We start from the raw sequence: 11,886 nt of genomic DNA, 5'->3' as shown, positions 1-11,886 counted from the left end.
AAATTAATACCTTCAGTAATATAAATATCTCTAGACTCATATCTCCAGCTTAAAATACTCACGTCTTCAATTTTATAAAAGAAGTTCTTGAATCCTTAAAAAAAAGACCCCCAAGCATAAGCCTGAGAGTCTTCGAAACGTAATAGAATTAACGTTTTGAGAACTGAGGTGCGCGACGTGCGCCTTTAAGACCGTATTTCTTACGCTCTTTCATACGAGAGTCACGAGTAAGAAGTCCAGCACGTTTAAGTGGTGTACGGTACTCAGGATCTACTTCTAGAAGAGCACGAGAGATACCGTGACGAATTGCTCCAGCTTGACCAGAGAATCCACCACCGTGAACATTTACAAGAACATCGTAGCTGTTAGCTGTTTCTGTGATGTTCAAAGGCTGTTTCACGTCTTCGATTAAAGCAGCGAATGGAATGTATTCAGTAATTTCACGATTATTAACGACGATACGGCCTTCACCTGGAACTAAGCGAACGCGCGCTACAGAACTTTTACGACGACCTGTACCGTAATATTGAACCTGTGCCAAATTGTTAACCTCCCTTATAATTAACCGCGAAGTTCGTAAACTTCAGGTTGTTGTGCTTGATGTGGATGCTCAGAACCACGGTACACATTTAATTTTTTGAACATTTGACGACCTAGTGGACCCTTTGGAAGCATACCTTTGATAGCAAGCTCCAACATTTTTTCAGGGTAGTTTGTACGCATCTCAAGAGCAGTTCTTTGTTTCAAACCACCTGGGTGCATCGTATGACGGTAGTAAATTTTGTCCGTCAATTTCTTACCTGTTAATTCAATTTTCTCAGCATTGATGATGATCACGTGATCACCTGTATCAACGTGTGGTGTATAAGTTGGTTTGTGCTTACCGCGCAAAAGTGATGCTACTTCAGTAGAAAGACGACCTAGAGTCTTGCCTGCCGCATCAACCACTAGCCATTTGCGCTCAATTGTGCTTGCGTTCGCCATTGGTGTTGTACGCATGAGTTTCCCTCCTAAATAAATCAATGAATTTTCCTGAATCAAATGCTACGTTCTATTTCAAAACACAGATAAGTCTTCCGGGGCTTATTTGTGGGGTTGAAATACATACCATATGATATCTTATAACTTTCTGCTTCCTGTGTCAAGAACATGTTACACCTGGTTTAGTTGTCATAGAAAACTTCCCATAAATACAGTCCGTGACTGGGCGCAGTCTTGCCTGCCGCTTCGCGATTTCGGGCGGCAAGCATGGCTTTTATCTCCTCAGGGTGAAATTTACCAGAACCAATTTCAAGTAACGTTCCAGCGATAATTCGCACCATGTTGTATAAAAAGCCATTCCCTCTCACACGCATTTCAAGCCCGTCTGAGACGTTTTTCCACTCAAGGGCGTAAATCTCCCTCATCTTGTCCTGAACCTCTGTATTGGCCGCACAAAAGCTTGTAAAATCATGTGTACCAATCAGGTGTTCAGCAGCTTCTCTCATTTTGTCGACATCCAGCGGGTAAGGATAGTGGCATGCATACTGTCTCGTGAACACATTTTGGTGCGTTTCCGTTGAGACCTTATAACGGTACTCCTTCGAAACGACACTAAAACGTGCATGAAACGATTCATCCACTTCCTCAACCTTTAGAACCCTGATGTCATCAGGCAGGAGACTATTGAGGGCAAAAGGCCATCTCTCCATCGGGATGGCAAGCGGGGTGTCAAAATGGATGACCTGCCCCTTTGCGTGAACGCCACTGTCTGTCCGGCCAGAAGCCACAATCGGAATTAGTTCGTCTTGTTTATGCATTCTAGCTAGGGCAGATTCAATCTCCGTCTGAATGGTTCGCTGTCCTGGTTGCACTTGATACCCTTTAAAATGTGTCCCATCGTATGATACGGTACATTTTACTTTCATCTAGGCATCACCTAATTTCTAAGCAGCACAAGGAGTGCTGTTAACAGGATGAATAAAAGCAGCGTGAACGTGTCTTTCATGCCCCAGACAAGCTGACGGTATTTCGTACGCCCTTCTCCCCCGCGGTAGCCTCTCGCTTCCATAGCGGTCGCCAATTCCTCCGCACGCTTAAACGCACTGACGAAAAGTGGAACAAGCAACGGAACAATCGCTTTTAAACGATCTTTCACGGGTCCGCTTGTAAAATCAACACCTCTTGCCATTTGGGCTTTCATGATTTTGTCTGTTTCTTCAAGTAAAGTCGGAATAAATCGAAGAGAGATAGACATCATAAGAGCAAGTTCATGAACAGGTAGCTTGATTTTACGGAAAGGATGCAACAGCTTCTCCATCCCGTCTGTCACTTCAATAGGTGTTGTGGTCAACGTCAGAAGTGTTGTCATCATGATGAGATAGACAAAACGGAGTGAAATGAAAATCCCCTGTTTTAGACCTTCTTCATAAATATTCAGAAAACCAAAGTGAAAGAGCAAAGCGCCATCCTTTGTCATGAAGATATGCAGAATAAAGGTAAACAGAACAATCCAAAGGATGGGTTTCATTCCTTTGAGAATAAAGTACAGCGGCACCTGAGACACCATCACCACAAGGATCGTAAAGACCCCTAAAAGCCCGTAAGTGATGTAGTTATTCGCAAAAAAGACAATAAAGACAAAAAAGAAAATTGATAACAGCTTTGTCCTTGGATCAAGACGATGGACAAAGGATGTACCTGGCACATATTTGCCGATAATCATACTATCCATCATGATGTCGTGTCCTCCTGATATAAAGCTGTTAAGGCTTCTGCCATTTCATCCATGGTCAGAAGCGGTCTTGGAAACGTCATCCCCAGCTTTTCTTCGACAGCCTGCTGGAATTTGATCGTTTCCGGGAGGTCCAGACCGAAAGAAGACATGTCGGTACGATTGGCAAATAGCTCCCTCGGCGTACCTGTCGCTTTTACTGTTCCTTTGTGCATCACAATCATTTGATCCGCATAATGAGCGGCATCTTCCATACTGTGTGTCACAAGGATCGTCGTCAGGTTGGCTTTTTGATGAAGCTCATAGAACATGTCCATGATTTCTTTACGTCCGCGTGGATCTAATCCCGCAGTCGGCTCATCAAGCACAAGCACTTCTGGCTCCATCGCTAGAACACCTGCAATCGCCACACGTCTCATTTGACCACCGCTTAATTCAAAGGGTGATCGAGATAACAAGGATTCAGGAAGGCCTACAAGCTTCAGCATCTCTTTAGCCTTGGCTTCTGCCTTTTCTTTTGGAACACCGAAATTCATCGGACCAAAACAGATATCCTTCAGAATGGTCTCTTCAAAGAGCTGGTGTTCAGGAAACTGAAACACGATGCCGACCTTTTTTCGAAGGGGTTTCATATCCTTCTGCTTTTTATTGGCTTGTAAGACCGTATCTCCAAGCGCAATGCTCCCTTTTGTTGGCTTGAGCAGTCCATTTAAGTGCTGCAGCAACGTCGACTTGCCAGAACCCGTATGACCGATGACAGCCACATAGCTGCCTTCTTTGATGGAAGCATTGACATCATACAAAGCGAGACGCTCAAACGGCGTTTTCATTTGATAACGATGCTCTAATTCTTTGATCGTAATGTCCATAGCTCTTTCACCAATCCTTCTTGTGTCAAATGGGCATTTGCAAGCGGCACACCTTGCTGCTTCAATTGCTTACTCAACCGGTAGGAAAATGGCAGATCAAGTCCAATCTGAACCAGCTGTTCATCTAGTTCAAATACTTCCTCTGGTGTTCCCTCGGCAAATTTCTTCCCGCCATTCATCACAATAACGCGGTCTGCCTTCGCAGCCTCATCTAAATCATGTGTGATGGAAATGACCGTGACCATTCCTTGTTCCTTCAGCAGTCTGACGGTTTCTAGCACTTCTTCACGGCCAATCGGATCAAGCATTGATGTTGCTTCATCCAAGATCATGATGTCAGGGCTTGCGGCAAGTACACCTGCGATTGCTACTCTCTGCTTTTGCCCGCCTGATAGATGGTGCGGCTCTTGATCAAGAAACTCCTGCATATTGACCTGTTTGACAGCCCAATCTACACGCTCTATCATCAATTCCCGCTCAACCCCGTTATTTTCTAAACCAAAAGCCACATCATCACGAACCGTTGAGCCAACGAATTGGTTGTCTGGGTTTTGAAAGACCATGCCGACCTTTTTGCGAATATCCCAAACACTTTCTTCTTTCAGCTCAATCTCACCAACCTTGACCGTTCCTGCATCCGGTAAAATGAGCCCATTCAGTACACGGGCAAGTGTGGATTTACCTGAACCGTTGTGGCCAACAATGGCAAGCCATTCATTTTGATTCACATGCAATGACACTTGGTCTAAAGCGGGCTTGTCCGCATCTTTGTGATAACGAAATACAATGTCTTTTACGTCAATTAATGTCTTCTCCATCTCTACCGGACCTCCTCTCAGCTCAACCTCTACTTTGCCTATTGATAAAAAGCCGTAGTATCTAAAAAAGGGCATAGATCCAGTTATGAACTGTCCCGCCCTTTCTTAGATACACGATATGTGATTAAACTAATTCAATGACAGCCATTGGTGCGCCATCGCCGCGACGAGGTCCAAGCTTCATGATACGAGTGTATCCACCTTGGCGATCTTCGTAGCGAGTTGCAACGTCAGCGAATAATTTTTGAAGTGCATCTTGGTTTGTTTCAGCGTTAGCTACTTCGTTACGAATGTAAGCTGCAGCTTGACGGCGAGCATGAAGATCTCCGCGTTTGCCAAGAGTGATCATTTTTTCAACTACAGAGCGAAGTTCTTTCGCACGTGTTTCAGTTGTTTCGATGCGTTCGTTGATGATCAAATCAGTCGTTAGGTCACGAAGCATTGCTTTACGTTGTGCACTAGTGCGTCCTAGCTTTCTGTATGCCATGTGATGTCCCCTCCTTAATTAGAGATGCTGTATGAATAAAAAACACACGAAAATCCTAGTTCACAATGAAACTAGTCAATCGTCTTTACGAAGACCCAGTCCAAGTTCTTCTAGTTTCGCTTTCACTTCTTCAAGAGATTTACGTCCAAGGTTACGAACTTTCATCATATCCTCTTCTGTCTTGTTAGCAAGCTCTTGAACAGTGTTAATACCCGCACGCTTCAAACAGTTGTAAGAACGAACAGAAAGATCAAGCTCTTCAATTGTCATTTCAAGCACTTTTTCTTTTTGGTCTTCTTCTTTTTCAACCATGATTTCTGCATGCTGAGCTTCGTCAGTTAACCCAACGAAAATATTTAGGTGTTCAGTTAAAATCTTAGAACCTAGAGCGATCGCTTCTTTCGGTCCTGTGCTTCCATCAGTCCATACATCTAGTGTTAATTTATCATAGTTTGTGATTTGCCCAACACGGGTGTTCTCCACTTGATAAGTTACACGAGATACAGGTGTATAGATTGAGTCGATCGGAATCACGCCGATAGGCTGATCGTCTCTTTTGTTTGCATCAGCAGGATTATACCCGCGACCTCTTTGTGCAGTCAAACGAACACGGAAGCTCGCATTTTTGCCAAGAGTTGCGATGTGAAGATCTGGATTTAAGATTTCAATATCGCTGTCGTGTGTAATATCAGCAGCTGTTACAGTTCCTTCATCTTGTACATCAATTTCAAGCGTCTTCTCTTCTTCAGAGTAGATTTTGAGTGCAAGCTTTTTAATGTTTAAGATAATCGTTGTAACATCTTCAACCACGCCTTCGATCGTTGAGAATTCGTGTAAGACACCATCTATCTGGATCGATGTTACAGCTGCACCAGGAAGTGAGGATAAAAGGATACGACGAAGGGAGTTCCCTAAAGTGGTACCATATCCACGCTCAAGTGGCTCTACGACAAACTTGCCATACTTGGCATCGTCGCTGATTTCAACCGTTTCGATTTTTGGTTTTTCAATTTCGATCATCTAATAAAACCCTCCTTCAAAACGTCGAAACCTCGAATAGAATCATATGAGATTCCATCCGAAATTCCTCATTGTTTAGTCCCGTATGTGCTCAGGCAACGAGTCGTGTATTCGTCTCATAAATAACTGTATCATAACCCATTATTGACAGGGACACAAAATCTATACAAACAAATTACACGCGGCGACGTTTTGGTGGACGGCATCCGTTATGAGGAACTGGAGTTACGTCTCTGATTGCAGTAACTTCAAGACCTGCAGCTTGAAGCGCACGAATTGCAGCTTCACGACCAGAACCAGGACCTTTAACAGTTACTTCAAGTGTTTTAAGACCATGTTCGATAGAACCTTTAGCAGCAGTTTCAGCAGCCATTTGTGCAGCGAAAGGAGTAGATTTACGAGAACCTCTGAATCCTAATGCACCAGCACTTGACCAAGAAATTGCGTTTCCATGAACATCAGTAATCGTTACAATCGTGTTGTTGAAAGTGGAACGGATATGAGCGATTCCAGCTTCAATATTCTTTTTCACGCGACGTTTACGCGTATTTTGTTTACGAGCAGCAGCCATTCTTTAACTACCTCCTTTACTTATTTTTTCTTGTTAGCTACAGTACGACGCGGACCTTTACGAGTGCGCGCGTTGTTTTTTGTGTTTTGTCCACGAACAGGAAGTCCTCTACGATGACGGATTCCGCGGTAGCTTCCGATTTCAATTAGACGCTTAATGTTAAGTGAAACTTCACGACGAAGGTCACCTTCTACTTTAAGTTTGTCAATGATATCACGGATTTTACCTAGTTCGTCTTCAGTTAGATCGCGAACGCGAGTGTCTTCAGAAACACCTGCTTCTTTAAGGACTTGTTGAGCCGTCGTACGACCAATTCCAAAAACATATGTTAAAGAAATGACAACACGCTTATCACGTGGAATATCTACACCAGCAATACGAGCCATGATTTGGGCACCTCCTTGTTATTAGCCTTGTTTTTGTTTATGTTTTGGGTTTTCACAGATCACCATTACTTTTCCTTTTCTGCGAATCACTTTACATTTTTCACAGATAGGTTTAACAGATGGTCTCACTTTCATGTGTTTCCAACCTCCTTCTTCCGGAGTTGCTTTATTTGTAACGGTACGTAATTCTACCACGAGTTAAGTCATATGGAGATAATTCTACCGTAACTTTGTCTCCAGGTAAAATGCGAATGAAGTGCATACGGATTTTTCCTGATACATGAGCCAAAACTGTATGACCATTCTCTAGTTCAACTTTGAACATTGCATTTGGCAAAGTTTCTGCTACAGTACCTTCCACTTCAATTACATCGTCTTTCGCCATTCAAGTGTTCTCCCTTCTTCAAATCAGTAACTTGCTCTCTGATAAATGTTCAAATGAAATGTTCTCAATTGTCCATCTATCACCCGACCTGTTTTGAATATACTGTTCTGAACTTCCGGAGATACGCAATCATAAAAGGTTAAATGATTGATATTTTTTCTTAGGAGAATGAATTTACGCTTTTCTCCGTCTGCGATTAGTACATGGCAGCCATCGAACACGCCGATGACAACTGTATACTGATCTTGTTCTTTCCTTGGACTATACAGACAACCTGCCCGATTTGGGCCTGAAAGGCTTCAGTGAAGACCTAAATCTTAGTCAGTATATCAAAACCTGTATCTGTAATCGCAATTGTATGCTCAAAGTGAGCACACTTTTTCCCATCAACCGTTACAACCGTCCAGTTATCAGCCAGTGTTTTCACATATCGGCTGCCTGCGTTCACCATCGGTTCGATGGCCAACACCATTCCAGGTTTGAGCCGTGGGCCTTTGTTCGGCGGACCATAATGAGGAATTTGAGGGTCCTCATGAAGATCCTGTCCGACCCCATGTCCAACATATTCTCTAACAACTGAGAAATTCTCACCTTCAACATACGTTTGTATGGCATGGGAAATGTTTGACAGACGTTCACCTGGCTTTGCTTCCTGTAAGCCCTTATATAGAGATTCCTCTGTGACTTCCAGTAGTTTGCGGTCCTCATCACTGATTACCCCAACTGGATAAGTCCAAGCAGAGTCACCATGATAGCCATTTAACTTTGCGCCGATATCGATACTAATGATGTCCCCATCACGTAAAACCCGTTTACCAGGAATACCGTGAACGAGTTCTTCATTCACCGAAACGCAAATGCTCCCGCGAAAACCATTATACCCTTTAAAAGATGGGATTGCACCCTGCTTTGTAATAAAACGTTCGGCAATTTGATCCAATTCTTTTGTCGAAATACCTGGTTTTATATGTTTCTTCAGCTCTTCATGAGTCAGTGCGACAATGCGTCCAGCTTCTCTCATAATCTCAAGCTCGCGAGGAGTTTTACAGATAATCATTTATTTAATCCCCCAAGCAGGTCCTTGATATCAGCGTAAACATCGTTAATGTGCTTCGCACCATCAATGTTTGCAAGATATCCTTTTTCTGAATAAAAGTTCAGTAAAGGTTCAGTCTGCTTTAAGTTCACTTCAAGTCTTGTCGAAACGGTTTCTGCATTATCATCTGCACGTTGATAAAGCTCGCCTCCACACTTGTCACAAACATTTTCTTTCGCAGGTGGATTGAATACTAAATGATATGTTGCTCCGCAATCTTTGCAAATTCTTCGGCCAGTCAGACGCTCCATCAAAGCATCTTTATCGACTTTAATATTAATGACATAATCAATCGTTCTGCCAAGGTCCTTTAGAATGTCTTCTAAAGCTTCAGCCTGAGCGACTGTTCGCGGAAATCCGTCCAGAAGAAAACCTTGTTCACAATCATTCTTGCCAAGTCTTTCTCTAACAATACCGATTGTGACCTCATCAGGAACAAGCTCTCCTTTATCGATAAAGGATTTTGCTTCGAGCCCAAGTTGTGTCTCCTCTTTCATAGCAGCACGGAACATATCTCCTGTTGAGATATGAGGGATCCCATAATCATCAACAATTCGTTCTGCCTGAGTGCCTTTACCAGCACCCGGAAGCCCCATTAAGACTAAGTTCATTTCGGATTTCCCCTTCCTTACTTAGAGAGGTTGGGCAGGAGCCCAGCCCTCTGTTTTATTTCATAAATCCACGGTAATTTCGTTTCACTAATTGGCTTTCAAGCTGTTTCATTGTTTCAAGTGCAACACCTACAACAATGAGAAGACTTGTGCCGCCAATTTGTGCAGCGGAAGGTAATCCAGCGAATTGAATGAAAAAGATAGGAAGTATTGAAATCACGGCTAAGAAAATGGCGCCCACAAACGTGAGTCGGTACAAAATGCTCGTAATTCTATCTTGAGTCATTTTCCCTGGACGAACTCCCGGGATATAGCCACCCTGCTTTTGCAGATTTTCAGCCATTTGTTCAGGGTTTACTTGGACAAAGGCATAAAAATATGTGAAAGCAACAATCAGTGCTACATAAATCGTCATACCGATTGGCTTAGTATAGTCAAAGTTGTTAGTTATCCAGGTTGTCACATTATTTGTTCCGAAGAACGATGCGATCGTCTGCGGAGTAATAATGAACGAAACGGCAAAGATGACTGGAATCACCCCTGCTGGATTCACTTTCAATGGAAGGTGCGTTGCTTGACTAGCAGACATTTGTGCACGGCCAGTTCCTTTTGAATACTGAATCGCAATCTTTCTCACTGCCATTTGAATGTAAATAACACCGATAACAATGACAAGAATAGCAATCACAATAAGGGCAATTTTCAGGATTTGCATGAACAGCTGTCCATCTCCACCTACAAATTGCTGAGCGTACACTTGCTTTAATGTTTGAGGGATACCTGCGATGATACCGGCAAAGATAATAATCGAAATACCGTTACCAACACCGTGAGCAGTAATCTGCTCTCCCAGCCACATTAAAAATGCTGTTCCCGCAGTGAGTACGACCGCAATTAAGAGATACGTTGAAACACCTGGGTTTTCAATCAGCATGCCTCCTGCCATATTGTTAAATCCATATGACATTCCTAACGCCTGGATAAATCCTAGAACAATTGTAAAATACCTTGTGAATTGTGCTAATTTTCGGCGGCCAACCTCTCCTTGCTTTGACCACTCAGTAAACTTCGGTACAACATCCATCTGCAAGAGCTGGATGATGATCGAAGCAGTGATATACGGCATAATCCCCATTGCAAGAATGGAGAATTGGAAAAGTGCCCCGCCCCCAAACGTGTTGAGGATTCCGAAAACACTCATTTGATCCTGTGCCTGGAGAACTTCGGCGTTCACATTAGGCACAGGGATGAAAGCACCTATACGAAAGACGACTAACATTAAAAGTGTAAATATAATCTTATTCCGTATATCTTTCACGCGCATAAAATTGGAGATTGTCTTAAACAAGTTAGATCACCTCGGCTGTACCGCCACCAGCAGCTTCAATCGCTTCTTTAGCAGAAGCAGAGAATTTATTGGCTTTTACAGTTAATTTTTTTTCTAATTTACCGTTGCCAAGAATTTTTACTCCTGCTTTTAACTTGCTTATTGCACCAGTCTCTAGAAGAAGTTCAGGAGTGACTTCCGTTCCTTCGTCAAAACTGTTTAATCTGTCTAAGTTGATTACCGCGTAATCTTTACGGTTGATGTTTGTAAAACCACGTTTTGGAAGGCGTTGGAATAAAGGCATTTGACCACCTTCGAATCCAGGGCGTACACCGCCGCCAGAACGAGCGTTTTGACCTTTATGACCTTTACCAGAAGTTTTACCGTTACCTGATCCAATACCACGACCAACACGGTTGCGTACTTTACGTGAACCTTCTGAAGGCTTCAATTCATGAAGTTTCATTTGGGCACCTCCTTATCGATTAAAAATGTTTTATTGTTCTTTAACAGAAACTAAATGAGACACCTTGTTAATCATGCCGCGGATCGCTGCATTGTCTTCATGTACGACTGTTTGGTTTGTTTTCTTTAGACCAAGAGTACGAACAGTGACACGCTGATCTTCCGGGCGACCGATTACACTGCGTTTGAGGGTAATTTCTAATTTATTTGCCATTATTGTTCCCTCCTTATCCTAACAGGTCTTCTACAGATTTTCCACGAAGCTTCGCTACATCTTCAGCACGTTTAAGTTCACTTAAACCTTGAAGTGTTGCGCGGATCATGTTGATCGGTGTATTAGAACCTAGAGATTTAGAAAGGATATCAGCTAGACCAGCAAGCTCAAGTACCGCACGCACTGGGCCTCCAGCGATAACTCCTGTACCTTCTGAAGCAGGCTTCAATAGAACGTTTCCTGCACCGAATCGACCGATGATTTCATGTGGAATTGTAGTTCCAACCATTGGTACTTCAATTAAATTCTTTTTCGCGTCTTCAACAGCTTTGCGGATCGCTTCTGGTACTTCTTGTGCTTTACCAGTACCGAATCCTACATGACCGTTTTTGTCACCGACAACAACTAAAGCTGCAAAACGGAAACGACGTCCACCTTTAACAACTTTCGCTACCCGGTTAACCGTAACTAAGCGTTCTTCTAACTCTAATTTGCTTGGGTCAATACGACTCATTCGGATGTGTCCCTCCTTCTTTTATTAAAATTTAAGTCCAGCCTCACGAGCAGCTTCAGCTAGAGCTTTTACACGTCCATGATATAAGTATCCTCCGCGGTCAAATACCACGTTAGAGATGCCTTTTTCAACAGCACGTTTTGCAACAAGTTCGCCAACTTTAGTAGCAGCTGCAGCGTCAGAACTATTCTCGATCTTTAACTCTTTATCAAGAGTAGAAGCACTTACAAGTGTTACACCGTTAACATCATCAATTACTTGAGCGTAGATGTTCTTGTTAGAACGGAAAACGTTAAGGCGAGGTCTTTCAGCAGTACCTGAAAGTTTCGCACGAACACGAGCGTGTCTTTTAAGACGAGTAGCGTTTTTGCTAGTTTTCGTAATCATCCGAGTCACTCCTTTCTTCACAT

General features: G+C 43.0%; 19 protein-coding genes. All 19 read right to left on the bottom strand.

Annotated elements, in window-relative coordinates:
- Nucleotides 1–148: 148 nt before the first annotated feature.
- The gene (gene rpsI, locus MHI58_RS00905; RefSeq protein ID WP_007496354.1) at nucleotides 149–541 is read right to left on the bottom strand and encodes a 30S ribosomal protein S9; all 393 of its coding nucleotides are present in this window, start codon (nucleotides 539–541) and stop codon (nucleotides 149–151) included.
- 20 nt (nucleotides 542–561) lie between these two features.
- Nucleotides 562–999, bottom strand: coding sequence for a 50S ribosomal protein L13 (gene rplM / locus MHI58_RS00900; RefSeq protein ID WP_003217042.1), 438 nt, complete (start codon nucleotides 997–999; stop codon nucleotides 562–564).
- Between the two features lie 164 nt (nucleotides 1,000–1,163).
- Nucleotides 1,164–1,907 (bottom strand): tRNA pseudouridine(38-40) synthase TruA, encoded by a 744-nt coding sequence (truA, locus tag MHI58_RS00895; RefSeq protein WP_045035071.1) that lies wholly within the window; start codon nucleotides 1,905–1,907, stop codon nucleotides 1,164–1,166.
- Between the two features lie 11 nt (nucleotides 1,908–1,918).
- On the bottom strand, nucleotides 1,919–2,716 hold the full coding sequence (locus MHI58_RS00890) for an energy-coupling factor transporter transmembrane protein EcfT (RefSeq protein WP_008345215.1): 798 nt from the start codon (nucleotides 2,714–2,716) through the stop codon (nucleotides 1,919–1,921).
- The gene (locus MHI58_RS00885) at nucleotides 2,713–3,582 is read right to left on the bottom strand and encodes an energy-coupling factor ABC transporter ATP-binding protein (RefSeq protein WP_024718300.1); all 870 of its coding nucleotides are present in this window, start codon (nucleotides 3,580–3,582) and stop codon (nucleotides 2,713–2,715) included. The genes MHI58_RS00890 and MHI58_RS00885 overlap by 4 nt, the downstream gene beginning before the upstream one ends.
- Nucleotides 3,558–4,400: an energy-coupling factor ABC transporter ATP-binding protein gene (locus MHI58_RS00880; protein ID WP_045035070.1), complete on the bottom strand. Its 843-nt coding sequence runs from the start codon at nucleotides 4,398–4,400 to the stop codon at nucleotides 3,558–3,560. The genes MHI58_RS00885 and MHI58_RS00880 overlap by 25 nt, the downstream gene beginning before the upstream one ends.
- A 124-nt stretch (nucleotides 4,401–4,524) precedes the next feature.
- Entirely contained in the window at nucleotides 4,525–4,887 is a 363-nt protein-coding gene (gene rplQ / locus MHI58_RS00875) for a 50S ribosomal protein L17 (protein ID WP_003216944.1), read from the bottom strand.
- Nucleotides 4,888–4,962: 75 nt separating this feature from the next.
- Nucleotides 4,963–5,907 (bottom strand): DNA-directed RNA polymerase subunit alpha, encoded by a 945-nt coding sequence (locus MHI58_RS00870; RefSeq protein WP_003217009.1) that lies wholly within the window; start codon nucleotides 5,905–5,907, stop codon nucleotides 4,963–4,965.
- 175 nt (nucleotides 5,908–6,082) lie between these two features.
- Nucleotides 6,083–6,478 carry a 30S ribosomal protein S11 gene (gene rpsK, locus MHI58_RS00865; protein WP_003217231.1) on the bottom strand — a complete coding sequence of 132 codons (396 nt, stop codon included), beginning with the start codon at nucleotides 6,476–6,478 and terminating at the stop codon, nucleotides 6,083–6,085.
- Between the two features lie 20 nt (nucleotides 6,479–6,498).
- Nucleotides 6,499–6,864, bottom strand: coding sequence for a 30S ribosomal protein S13 (gene rpsM, locus MHI58_RS00860; protein WP_003217023.1), 366 nt, complete (start codon nucleotides 6,862–6,864; stop codon nucleotides 6,499–6,501).
- A 21-nt stretch (nucleotides 6,865–6,885) separates the two neighbouring features.
- Nucleotides 6,886–6,999, bottom strand: coding sequence for a 50S ribosomal protein L36 (rpmJ, locus tag MHI58_RS00855; RefSeq protein WP_003156543.1), 114 nt, complete (start codon nucleotides 6,997–6,999; stop codon nucleotides 6,886–6,888).
- Between the two features lie 31 nt (nucleotides 7,000–7,030).
- Nucleotides 7,031–7,249: a translation initiation factor IF-1 gene (infA, locus tag MHI58_RS00850; protein ID WP_003217190.1), complete on the bottom strand. Its 219-nt coding sequence runs from the start codon at nucleotides 7,247–7,249 to the stop codon at nucleotides 7,031–7,033.
- Nucleotides 7,250–7,559: 310 nt separating this feature from the next.
- Nucleotides 7,560–8,306, bottom strand: coding sequence for a type I methionyl aminopeptidase (map, locus tag MHI58_RS00845; protein WP_007496338.1), 747 nt, complete (start codon nucleotides 8,304–8,306; stop codon nucleotides 7,560–7,562).
- Nucleotides 8,303–8,956: an adenylate kinase gene (locus MHI58_RS00840; protein WP_007496336.1), complete on the bottom strand. Its 654-nt coding sequence runs from the start codon at nucleotides 8,954–8,956 to the stop codon at nucleotides 8,303–8,305. Before MHI58_RS00840 ends, map begins: the two co-directional genes overlap by 4 nt.
- Nucleotides 8,957–9,011: 55 nt before the next feature.
- Nucleotides 9,012–10,304 (bottom strand): preprotein translocase subunit SecY, encoded by a 1,293-nt coding sequence (gene secY, locus MHI58_RS00835; RefSeq protein WP_007496334.1) that lies wholly within the window; start codon nucleotides 10,302–10,304, stop codon nucleotides 9,012–9,014.
- Between the two features lies 1 nt (nucleotide 10,305).
- The gene (rplO, locus tag MHI58_RS00830; protein ID WP_368004352.1) at nucleotides 10,306–10,749 is read right to left on the bottom strand and encodes a 50S ribosomal protein L15; all 444 of its coding nucleotides are present in this window, start codon (nucleotides 10,747–10,749) and stop codon (nucleotides 10,306–10,308) included.
- A gap of 30 nt (nucleotides 10,750–10,779) precedes the next feature.
- Nucleotides 10,780–10,962, bottom strand: coding sequence for a 50S ribosomal protein L30 (gene rpmD, locus MHI58_RS00825; RefSeq protein ID WP_003217067.1), 183 nt, complete (start codon nucleotides 10,960–10,962; stop codon nucleotides 10,780–10,782).
- Nucleotides 10,963–10,975: 13 nt separating this feature from the next.
- On the bottom strand, nucleotides 10,976–11,476 hold the full coding sequence (gene rpsE / locus MHI58_RS00820) for a 30S ribosomal protein S5 (protein ID WP_007496332.1): 501 nt from the start codon (nucleotides 11,474–11,476) through the stop codon (nucleotides 10,976–10,978).
- A 24-nt stretch (nucleotides 11,477–11,500) separates the two neighbouring features.
- Complete coding sequence (gene rplR / locus MHI58_RS00815; RefSeq protein WP_003216951.1) at nucleotides 11,501–11,863, bottom strand: 50S ribosomal protein L18; 363 nt, start codon at nucleotides 11,861–11,863, stop codon at nucleotides 11,501–11,503.
- Nucleotides 11,864–11,886 lie beyond the last annotated feature (23 nt).

It is taken from the genome of Bacillus sp. FSL K6-2869, assembly GCF_040869405.1.
Lineage (GTDB): Bacteria > Bacillota > Bacilli > Bacillales > Bacillaceae > Bacillus > Bacillus altitudinis.
The sequence above is the reverse complement of the archived record's forward strand: the minus strand, read 5'-3'. Positions and strand labels throughout refer to the sequence as shown.

Coding starts and splice junctions, on each gene's coding strand:
- MHI58_RS00870 (WP_003217009.1), bottom strand. CDS start 5,907: ATGATCGAAATTGAAAAACCAAAAATCGAAACGGTTGAAATCAGCGAC.
- MHI58_RS00840 (WP_007496336.1), bottom strand. CDS start 8,956: ATGAACTTAGTCTTAATGGGGCTTCCGGGTGCTGGTAAAGGCACTCAG.
- MHI58_RS00890 (WP_008345215.1), bottom strand. CDS start 2,716: ATGATGGATAGTATGATTATCGGCAAATATGTGCCAGGTACATCCTTT.
- rplR (WP_003216951.1), bottom strand. CDS start 11,863: ATGATTACGAAAACTAGCAAAAACGCTACTCGTCTTAAAAGACACGCT.
- MHI58_RS00880 (WP_045035070.1), bottom strand. CDS start 4,400: ATGGAGAAGACATTAATTGACGTAAAAGACATTGTATTTCGTTATCAC.
- rplO (WP_368004352.1), bottom strand. CDS start 10,749: ATGAAACTTCATGAATTGAAGCCTTCAGAAGGTTCACGTAAAGTACGC.
- rplQ (WP_003216944.1), bottom strand. CDS start 4,887: ATGGCATACAGAAAGCTAGGACGCACTAGTGCACAACGTAAAGCAATG.
- rpsE (WP_007496332.1), bottom strand. CDS start 11,476: ATGAGTCGTATTGACCCAAGCAAATTAGAGTTAGAAGAACGCTTAGTT.
- truA (WP_045035071.1), bottom strand. CDS start 1,907: ATGAAAGTAAAATGTACCGTATCATACGATGGGACACATTTTAAAGGG.
- infA (WP_003217190.1), bottom strand. CDS start 7,249: ATGGCGAAAGACGATGTAATTGAAGTGGAAGGTACTGTAGCAGAAACT.
- rpmD (WP_003217067.1), bottom strand. CDS start 10,962: ATGGCAAATAAATTAGAAATTACCCTCAAACGCAGTGTAATCGGTCGC.
- MHI58_RS00885 (WP_024718300.1), bottom strand. CDS start 3,582: ATGGACATTACGATCAAAGAATTAGAGCATCGTTATCAAATGAAAACG.
- rplM (WP_003217042.1), bottom strand. CDS start 999: ATGCGTACAACACCAATGGCGAACGCAAGCACAATTGAGCGCAAATGG.
- map (WP_007496338.1), bottom strand. CDS start 8,306: ATGATTATCTGTAAAACTCCTCGCGAGCTTGAGATTATGAGAGAAGCT.
- rpsK (WP_003217231.1), bottom strand. CDS start 6,478: ATGGCTGCTGCTCGTAAACAAAATACGCGTAAACGTCGCGTGAAAAAG.
- rpmJ (WP_003156543.1), bottom strand. CDS start 6,999: ATGAAAGTGAGACCATCTGTTAAACCTATCTGTGAAAAATGTAAAGTG.
- rpsM (WP_003217023.1), bottom strand. CDS start 6,864: ATGGCTCGTATTGCTGGTGTAGATATTCCACGTGATAAGCGTGTTGTC.